Genomic DNA, 9393 nt, shown 5'->3' with positions numbered 1-9393 from the left:
TTCTCGTCGCAGCCCAGGGTGAAGGTGCCCTCCATATAGTGGCGCTTGGGGTGGAAGTTGATGGACTCCTGCCGGGTGAGCTTGCACTTCACCGGACGGCCCACCTTCAAGGCGGCCAGCACCGCCAGGTGCTGCACGGACACGTCCTCCTTGCCGCCAAAGCCGCCGCCCACGAACTTGTTCTCCACCACGATGCGGTCGGGCTCCCAGCCCAGCATGATGGAGATCTCTTTCCGGGTGTCGTACACGCCCTGGTCGGAGGTATACACCTTCACGCCCTCCTTGTAGGGGAAGGCAACGGCGCACTCAGGCTCCAGGAAGGCGTGTTCGGTGAAGGGGGTCTTGTAGCTCTGGGTCACCACATACTTGGAATTGGCCAGGGCGGTCTTGGCGTCGCCACGGGTCACATGGCGCTGCTGGCACAGGTTGCCGTTGGGGTGGAGCTTGGGGGCGTTCTCGGCCATAGCCTCCTGAATAGAGCGCACCGGCTCCAGGGGCTCATACTCCACCTTGACCAGCTTCTTGGCCTCTTTCAGCACGTCCTCATTCTCGGCTACCACCAGGCAGATGGCGTCGCCCACGCAGCGGGTGATGTCGCCCTTGGCAATCATCACATCCCAGTCCTGCTGGATGTGGCCCACCTTGTTGTTGGGCACATCCTCGGCAGTGAGAACGGCCAGTACGCCGGGCAGGGCCAGGGCGGCAGAGACGTCGATATCCAGCACCTTTGCTCTGGGGTACTGGGAGCGGACGGCGGAGGCGTGGACCATACCCTCCATCTCAATGTCGTCGCAGTAGGCGCCGGTTCCCAGCACCTTGTCCCGCACGTCGGTGCGGAAGGCCCGGTCGCCCACGCCGTAGATCTCCCCCTTCTCCAGCTCAGGGTCGATCTTCTCCGCCCCCCGGAGGATGGCGGCTGCCAGGGAGATGCCCTCGATGATCTTCTTGTAGCCGGTACACCGGCAGATGTTGCCACGGATGGCCTTCTTGATGTCCTCCTCGGAGGGGTCGGGGTTCTGGTCGATGAGGGCCTTGCCCGCCATCACCATACCGGGGATGCAGAAGCCGCACTGGACGGCGCCCACCTTGCCGAAGGCGTACACAAAGGCCTCCTGCTCGTCATGGGACAGCCCCTCCACAGTGAGGATGGTCTTACCCACCGCCTTCTTGGTGGTGAGGATGCAGGATTTGACGGCTTTGCCGTCCACCACGATGGTGCAGGTGCCGCAGGCCCCTTCACTGCACCCGTCCTTGACGGAATAGAGGTGCAGATCGTCCCGCAGATAGCGCAGCAGGGGCTTCTCCTGCTCTGTGGTACAGGTCTTGCCATTTACGACAAAGGTATAGCACTCACTCATCTTGGGTTCCTCATTTCCATTGAAGATTGACTGATCCATGCGCGGAAAGCCTCAGCCTTCCCGGCTGAGGCCCCGCGCACGGTTGGTTACGGCAGCAGATAGCTGTAATTGTCATACACTGCGCAGATCAGCTTGCGCAGGGGGTCGTACAGGCCGCGGCCGGCGTCGGCCACGTCGTACTCCTTGACCTGGCCACCCAGGCGGACCCGGGTCTTGGTGCCCTCCAGCTTCAGGAAGCCCTCGTTCTCGCTGTTGGCAAAGTCCTCCTCGCTCCAGAACAGGGTGAACTTATCCTTGTAGGGGCGGCTGTCGTAGGGGCAGAAGGTGGCGCAGTTGCCGCACTCGTTACACATACCGTCCACATGGATGATCTGGCGCATCCGCATGCCGGGCACGGCGATGGCCACGTTGGCACGGTTGGGGCACACCTCGGTGCAGGTCTCGCACACGGTGGCGCAGCCCAGGCAGCGGATCTCGTCGCAGCTGCTGCAATCGGTGCAGACGTCGCCACGCTTGGCCAGAGGCTTCTGATAGTCGGGGTTGACGTTCTTGTCCACATAGACGTTCACGTCGAAGTCCTGGATGGCGCGGGCGGCCTTGGTAGCGCCGGCAATGGCCTCCACCACGGTGCCGGGGCCCTTCTGGCCGTCGCCGATGACGTAGACGTTCTTCACGGAGGACTCCAGGGTGTCGGCGTTCACCACGGCCTTGCCGCGGTTATCCACCTCCAGACCGTTGGCGGTGTACAGCTCGGTGTCCACCTTCTCGCCCACGGCGGTGATGACGGTGTCGGCGGGAACCTCAACCACCTTGCCGGTGTCCACGGGGGACCGGCGGCCGGAGGCGTCGGGGGCGCCCAGCTCCATCTGGTGGCAGGTCAGCACGCCGTCCTTCACGCCCACGGGAGCCAGCAGCTCGCAGAACTCCACGCCGTCCTCCAGAGCCAGCTCCAGCTCCTCCTGATCGGCGGGCATATAGCGCTTGGTGCGGCGGTAGACCAGGGAGACCTTCTCCACGCCGGGGATGCGCTTGGCGGCACGGGCGGCGTCCATGGCGGTGTTGCCGCCGCCGATGACCACCACGTTCTTGCCCAGATCCAGGCTCTCGGGGGCCTTCTTGGCCTTCTCCAGGAACTCGATGACGTTCATTTCCTCGCCGTACTCCATGCCGGCGCTGCCCTTGTGCCAGGCGCCGGTGGCCAGGATGACCTGGGTGTAGCCCTTGTCGAAGAGGTCCTGCACGCTCTTGACCTCGCAATTCAGCTCCACCTTCACGCCCATGGCGTTCATCAGCTTGACGTCGTTGTCGATGGCGGTGTCGCTGATCCGGAAGGCGGGGATCACGTGACGGACGATGCCGCCCAGAGAGTCCTTGCGCTCAAAGATGGTCACGTCCACACCGGAGCGGCCCAGGAAGTAGGCGGCAGACATACCGGCGGGGCCGCCGCCGATGACGGCAACCTTCTTGCCGGAGACGGGAGCGGCGGGCTTCAGCTTGGGCAGCAGGGCCTCAAAGCCGCCCTCGGCAGCCTTCAGCTTCTGGGTGCGGATATACACGCTCTCGTCGTAGGCGTTGCGCATACACTTGTCCTGGCAGCGGTGAGAGCAGATGGTGCCGGTGATAAAGGGCAGGGCATTGCGGTGGGTGATGATCTGGAGGGCCTCCTCGTACTTGCCCTCGTTGACCTTCATCAGGTAGGCGGGGATATCCTGCTCGATGGGGCAGCCGTTGCGGCAGGGGGCCTCGAAGCAGTCGATGAGAGGCACCTTCTTATCCATCTTGCGGCTGGGGATGGGCTTCATGGGCTTCTGGTAGTGGGCGTCGGTGACGAACTCCTGCACCAGAGCCTGGGCCTTGGCCACGTCCACGCCGGTCCAGGGCTCGTAGCTGATATCCATCAGCTCCTTGCCGATCTGGCTCATGCGCTGATAGCCGCCGGGCTTGAGGACGGTGGTAGCCATGGTGACGGGCCAGATGCCGGCCTCCACCAGCTTCTTGATGGAGTGGATGTCGGCGCCGCCGGAGTAGGAGATGCGCAGCTTGCCCTTGAACTCCTTGGACAGCATCCCGGCCAGAGACAGGGACAGGGGATACAGGGAGCGACCGGACATATACATCTCCTCGCTGGGCAGCTCACCGGCCTTCACGTCCACGGGGAAGGTGTTGGTGATCTTCACGCCGAACTCCAGGCCCCGCTCGCCGGTGAGCTTCATCAGGCGGTGGAACATGGGGATGGCGTCCTCCCACTGCAGGTCCTCCAGGAAGTGGTGGTCGTCAAAGGCGATGTAGTCGAAGCCCAGGCCGTCCAGGGTCTTGCGGGCAAACTCATAGCCCAGCAGCGTGGGGTTGCACTTGATATAGGTGTTCAGGTTCTTCTCGGTGATGAGGTAGGTGGCAATGCGCTCGATCTCATCGGGGGGGCAGCCGTGGAGGGTGGACTCGGTGATGGAGTCGGACACCTTGGGGGAGATGGCGCGTACATAGGCCTCATCCACGTTCTGGAACTTGTCCAGATTGGCCAGGGCCCAGTCCATGCACTCCTTCCACACCTCGGTCTGGGAGGCGTCCATCATGCCGTTGATGTACTTGTCCACCTTCTCGCTCTTGATACCGGCCAGGTCGTAGCCCACGCTCATGTTGAACACGAAGCCGTTGGGATCGCCCAGCTCCAGCTCACGGGCCAGCAGCTTGCAGGCAAACCAGGCCTTGACGTACTCGGCGAAAGCCTGGGGCACATACAGCTCGGTGGACCACTCGCAGTTGTAGCACTCGTCGGCGGCGGTGATGCAGGGCTTGTTGACGCACTTGCTCAGCTCGTCGCCGTCCATGACCTGAACGGTCTTGACCTCAAAGAAGCGGCTGCCGGCAGCGTAGGCGGCGATGATGTTCTGAGCCAGCTGAGTGTGGGGGCCGGCGGCGGGGCCGTAGGGAGACTCGATCTTCTCCTCAAAGATGGGCAGGGTCTTGCCGTTGGTGTGCTTGACCAGCTTGGACACGCCGAAGATGGAACCCTGGCTCTTGTACTCGCTGAGGATCCAGTTCATCAGGTGGGCAAAAGGCATGGGACGCATAATATCGCTCATAATCAAAACCTCCAGTTATCGTTATAACTCGGAATTACATTTTGTTTTCAGTTTTTGGGGGATTTCTCAGTAAGTGCAGTGGTTCAGCTCGCCCCACAGCTTCTTGGACTGCTCCATGCACCAGGCGTTGATCTTGTCCTCATCAATGCCCACGAACTCGCGGTCCTTGTACAGCACCTTGCCGTTGATGATGGTGGTGCGGCAGTTCTTGCCCATCATGCCGAAGAGCATATGGCCGTCGATGTTGGCGTCGGAGAAGGGGGTGAAGGGCTTGTAGTCCATGACGATCACGTCGGCGGCGGCGCCGGGCTTCAGCACGCCCAGAGGCTTCTTGAAGTAGCGGGAGCAGATCTTGGCGTTGTTCTGGAAGAGCATCCCGGTAGCCTCGCACCAGCCCACGTTGGGCTGACAGACGTTGTGGCGCTGCATGGGCAGCAGAACCTTCAGGCTCTCCAGCATATCGTGGGTGTAGGCGTCGGTGCCCAGGCCGATGAGGATGCCCCGGTTGTACAGCTGCAGCACGGGGGAGCAGCCCACGGCGTTGCCCATGTTGGACTCGGGGTTGTGGCAGACCATGGTGCCCGTTTCCTTGATGATGTCCATCTCGGCGGGAGAGACGTGGATGCAGTGGCCCAGCATGGTCTTTTCGCCCAGGATACCGTTGTACAGCAGGCGGTTGATGGGGCGGCAGCCGTAGTTCTGCAGGGAGTCGTACACGTCGTTCATGCCCTCGGCCACATGGATGTGGAAGCCGGTCATGCCGTCGTTGGCCTTGACCATCTTCTCAAAGGTCTTGTCGGAGATGGTGAACAGGGCGTGGCCGCCGAACATGGCCTTAATCATGTCGTCGTCCTGCTCCTTGGCCCACTTAGCGAAGTCGGCATTCTCCTGAATGGACTGATCGCACTTCTCCTGGCCGTCACGCTCGGACACCTCGTAGCAGAGGTTGGCGCGCATACCCAGTTCCTTGCACACGTCCTTGATGGCAAAGAGAGAGCCGGGGATCTCACAGAAGGAGGCGTGGTGGTCGAAAATGGTGGTCACACCGTCCCGGATACAGTCCAGGATGGTGGCGTAGGCGCAGGCGCGGGTGCCGTCCAGGGTCAGGTGACGGTCGATGTACCACCACTGGCCATCCAGCACCTCAAAGAAGTTGGTGGGATTGAAGCCGTTGATGGACAGGCCCCGGGCCAGGCCGGAATAGATGTGGGTATGGACGTTGATGAGGCCGGGCATGATGACGCCGCCCTTGGCGTCCACGAACTCGGCGTCGGGGTACTTGGCCTTCATGTCGGCCAGGGAGCCAACCTCCTTGACCACCTCGCCGTCCAGAACGACGGCGCCGTCTTCCAGATAAGGGAGTTCCTCACTCCGGGTAATCAGTCTGCCATTACCGATCAACAGCATAATAAGATTCCTCCTTTTATTTTGTCCTTTTCTCCGTAAAAAAAGTGTCCATTCCTGGTGGAATGGACAAGTCAGATCCGGTTTCGTTCAGGCTGCATCCGCAACCCCAGCCGAATCCAATGTCCATCCAGCCCGTGCGCGATAGCACTCCGTTGCAGCTACAACTTTTTATATGGAAATTTGTTCATGTTGTACAGTTTCAACCTTGCGTTGTCTTTATACTACCACAATTCGCTCAGTTATGCAATACTTTTGTTTGAAAAACAAAAAATTTTTTAGGTTTTAAAAATGTGTTGAATCTGTAGCCAGATGTGGTAAAATAAAAGAGATATTTTGACGTCTGACGCGGGAGCGGCTTATCTTGCCGGTTTGAGGACAGTCAAACCCGGCAGCCCATCCTCCCCGCAGGCAAATGGAAGGCGGGAATCTTAGTGCCAGAAGCATCTACCCTGCAATTTCTCTTCAAGCTCGCCAAGGGGATCGCCAGTCAATTCGGTCCCAACTGCGAGGTGGTGGTTCATGACCTGGCCACCAACGATCCGGAAAGTTCCATTGTAGCCATTGAAAACGGGCAGGTCACAGGACGCAAGGTGGGCGACGGCCCTTCCCATGTGGTCCTGGAGGCGCTGCGGGGCGGCCAGGCACAGCTGCAGGACCACCTGAGCTACCTGACCCGCACAAAGGATGGCAAGATCCTTAAGTCTACTACGATTTACATCCGCAATGACGACGGTACCCCCATCGGCATTTTCGGTATCAACTACGATATTACGCTGATGCTGGCCATGGAGACCGCCCTCAAGCAGTTCACCGCTACGGAAAAAGATGAAAAGGAACCGGAAGCCATCTCCCGCAACGTCTCCGATCTGTTGGACGAACTGATGGAGCAGAGTGTGAAGCTGGTGGGCAAACCTGTGGCCCTGATGAACAAGGAAGACAAGGTCAAGGCGGTGCAGTTCCTCAACGACACCGGCGCTTTCCTCATCACCAAAAGCGGCGACAAGGTATGCAAGTTCTTCGGCATCTCCAAATACACGCTGTACAGCTACATCGACGAAGCGAAGGAATAATCTTTGATAAAGGCCCGGCTCCAGAGGAGCCGGGCCTTTTGTTGTCTTGCGCTTATTTGCTTTCCTTTTCCTTGGGCAGGACCAGGTTGAGGATGATGGCCACAATGGTGGCGACCACCACGGAGGAGGAGCCAAACACGGTGTTGACCCACTCAGGGAAGCCCTCACCGGCCAGGCAGCCGGACACCTGAGTGATGCCCACGCCCAGAGCCACGGACAGACCCACCACAGAACTCTTGCGGGGGGTGAAGCCGCCCTCGGTGATCATGCGGATACCGGTCATGGTAATGGTGGCAAACACAGAGATGGTGGCGCCGCCGATGACGCACTGGGGAATGGTGGTGAGCAGGGAGGCAAACTTGGGCATCAGGCCGGCCACCAGCAGAATACCGGCAGCCAGGGTAAAGACGGCACGGTTGATGACCTTGTTGACGGTGACGATACCCACGTTCTGGCTGTAGGAAGCGGTGGGCAGGCCGCCGAAGAAGGCGCCCAGAATGCTCATGATGCCCTGGCCGATGATACCGCCGGACAGTTCCCGGTCGCTGGGCATACGGTCCATGCCGCCCATGGTGGTAGAGCTGAGGTCGCCGATGGTCTGCACGGCGTTTACAATGTACACAATGGCCAGGGAGACGCAGGCGGAGGGAACAAATTTGATCTCAAAGGGCATGACCTCGGGCAGTGCAAACCACTGGGAGGTACCCACGCTGGCAAAATCCACCATGCCCACGAAGTAGGCCACAATATAACCCACGATCATGCCAATCAGGATGGCGCCCAGCTTGAAGATACCCTTAGTGAAGTTGGACAGGATGACCACCACCACCAGGGTAATGAGGGCCACTACCCAGCTCTTCACATTGCCGAACCAGGCGGTACCGGCGCCGCCGGCCATATATTTGACAGCGGTGGGATAGAGGGACAGGCCAATGGTAAAGATCACGGTACCGGTGACCAGGGGCGGGAACAGGGGACGGATCCACTTGACAAACACGCCAAAGACGATGGCCACAATACCGCCGATGATCTCAGCCCCCAGAATTGTCGCAATGTCAAACTGCGCGCCGATGGCCTGGAGGGTGGGAATGTACGCAAAGCTGATGCCCATGATGACAGGCAGCCCGGAGCCGATGCGCCGGAAAATGGGGAAAAGCTGAAGCAGCGTGGCAAGGGCGGTCAGGATCAGGGAGACCTGGATCATCAGGGTCTTTTCCGCCTCGCTCAGGCCACAGGTGTTGGCAACCAGAATAGCAGGCGTAATAATACCCACTACCGCGGCCACCACATGCTGGAGACCCAGGGGGATCAACTGTCCCGCCCGGGGGATACCGTTCCATTGGAATACGGTATCAGAGTTGTTGGTTTTTGGTGTACCCATTCCAATCACCTCACAAAAATTTTTTTGCCCAAATTGTTTTTTTGCTTAACCAAACTATACTCTATTTATTCCTTGGATGCAAGCGAAAAATAAAGTGTGGCGTCCAAAATTCACTTTTCATTTTTGTGCATTTCAGAAAATTTTTTCGGACGTAGAGGGCTTGAAACGGAACTTAATCTCTATTTTTTCTAAACTAATCAGTTTTCATTCTCCCGACCACTGATTTGGCGTCTGGTGTCGTTCCGGGGTGGACTTTCCCCAGCAGATATGCTAGAATGGCCCTGTTATGTGTCTCTGCGGTATTTTTCAAGTTTATTTAGGAAAGGATGCATTGGTATGGATACCACCCTCAGCACCCTGAGCAATCTGGCGATTTATATTGCGCTGGTGATCCTGGGCGCGCTGATCGGTTCCAGGCCCGGGGTACGCAGCCGACCCCTGGTGTGGGTGAGCAAGCTGCAATTTGTGGCGCTGATGATCCTGATTGTCACCCTTGGAGTCAACCTGGGCGCTAACGATGAGGTCATCGCCTCTCTGGGACAGATCGGCCTGGCCGCTCTGCTCATTACGGTGCTGGCCATGTTTGGTTCCATTCTCTTCCTCACCCTGCTGCGCCGGTTTGTCCTGCGGCTGGATCATGTGGGCCTGCCCCAGGGCAGCAGCCAGACCGCCGAGGATACCGCCCGCTCCGCCGGCAAGGCAGACAATTCCCTGACCAAGTGGATTGTCATTGCTGTGGTGCTGGGTATGCTGGCCGGCCGCTTTGTGTTCCCCCCTGCCGTCACCGCCCACTGCGGTACTGTCATCAACTTCGGCCTCTACCTGCTTTTATTTATGGTAGGCATGGATATGGGCAAGCAGGGCACCTTCGTCAGCGACATCAAGACCGCCGGTTTTCAGGTGCTGCTGGTGCCGGTGGCGGTGTGCGCCGGCACGCTGGCCTTTGCCGCCCTAGCCGGGCTCTTTCTTCCTCTGGGCATCAAGGACTCTATGGCCGCCTCCGCCGGTATGGGCTGGTACTCCCTGGCCCCCACCCTGCTGGCTCCCTATTCCCTGTCGGTGTCGGCGGTGGCCTTCCTGTCCAATGTGATGCG

At 59.4% G+C, this 9393-nt stretch carries 6 protein-coding genes; 2 read left to right on the top strand and 4 right to left on the bottom strand.

Annotated elements, in window-relative coordinates:
• From Q0K43_RS08615 to ssnA, 3 genes are all read right to left on the bottom strand, one after another.
• Window positions 1–1358: molybdopterin cofactor-binding domain-containing protein (locus Q0K43_RS08615; protein WP_297290149.1), on the bottom strand; the 1358-nt coding region annotated here is incomplete at its 3' end.
• Between the two features lie 86 nt (window positions 1359–1444).
• Window positions 1445–4441: a putative selenate reductase subunit YgfK gene (ygfK, locus tag Q0K43_RS08610; RefSeq protein ID WP_297290148.1), complete on the bottom strand. Its 2997-nt coding sequence runs from the start codon at window positions 4439–4441 to the stop codon at window positions 1445–1447.
• Between the two features lie 66 nt (window positions 4442–4507).
• Window positions 4508–5848 carry a putative aminohydrolase SsnA gene (gene ssnA / locus Q0K43_RS08605; protein WP_297290147.1) on the bottom strand — a complete coding sequence of 447 codons (1341 nt, stop codon included), beginning with the start codon at window positions 5846–5848 and terminating at the stop codon, window positions 4508–4510.
• A 431-nt stretch (window positions 5849–6279) separates the two neighbouring features.
• On the opposite strand from ssnA, the gene Q0K43_RS08600 reads away from it, so the two are divergent.
• Window positions 6280–6918 carry a helix-turn-helix transcriptional regulator gene (locus tag Q0K43_RS08600; protein ID WP_297290146.1) on the top strand — a complete coding sequence of 213 codons (639 nt, stop codon included), beginning with the start codon at window positions 6280–6282 and terminating at the stop codon, window positions 6916–6918.
• Between the two features lie 52 nt (window positions 6919–6970).
• Here Q0K43_RS08600 and Q0K43_RS08595 read toward each other — a convergent pair whose 3' ends face one another.
• Window positions 6971–8299: a uracil-xanthine permease family protein gene (locus Q0K43_RS08595; RefSeq protein ID WP_297290145.1), complete on the bottom strand. Its 1329-nt coding sequence runs from the start codon at window positions 8297–8299 to the stop codon at window positions 6971–6973.
• 336 nt (window positions 8300–8635) lie between these two features.
• Between Q0K43_RS08595 and Q0K43_RS08590 the strand changes: the two genes are divergently transcribed.
• A partial coding sequence (locus Q0K43_RS08590) for a lysine exporter LysO family protein (RefSeq protein WP_297290144.1) occupies window positions 8636–9393 on the top strand: 758 nt, incomplete at its 3' end.

Source organism: uncultured Flavonifractor sp. (assembly GCF_944383115.1).
GTDB lineage: Bacteria > Bacillota > Clostridia > Oscillospirales > Oscillospiraceae > Flavonifractor.
Note: the sequence above shows the minus strand (reverse complement) of the source record. Positions and strands in the feature narration are given on the sequence as shown.

What these genes read in the sequence shown, in the direction of transcription:
- ygfK (WP_297290148.1), bottom strand. Translation starts at nt 4,441, where the DNA reads ATGAGCGATATTATGCGTCCCATGCCTTTTGCCCACCTGATGAACTGG.
- ssnA (WP_297290147.1), bottom strand. Translation starts at nt 5,848, where the DNA reads ATGCTGTTGATCGGTAATGGCAGACTGATTACCCGGAGTGAGGAACTC.
- Q0K43_RS08595 (WP_297290145.1), bottom strand. Translation starts at nt 8,299, where the DNA reads ATGGGTACACCAAAAACCAACAACTCTGATACCGTATTCCAATGGAAC.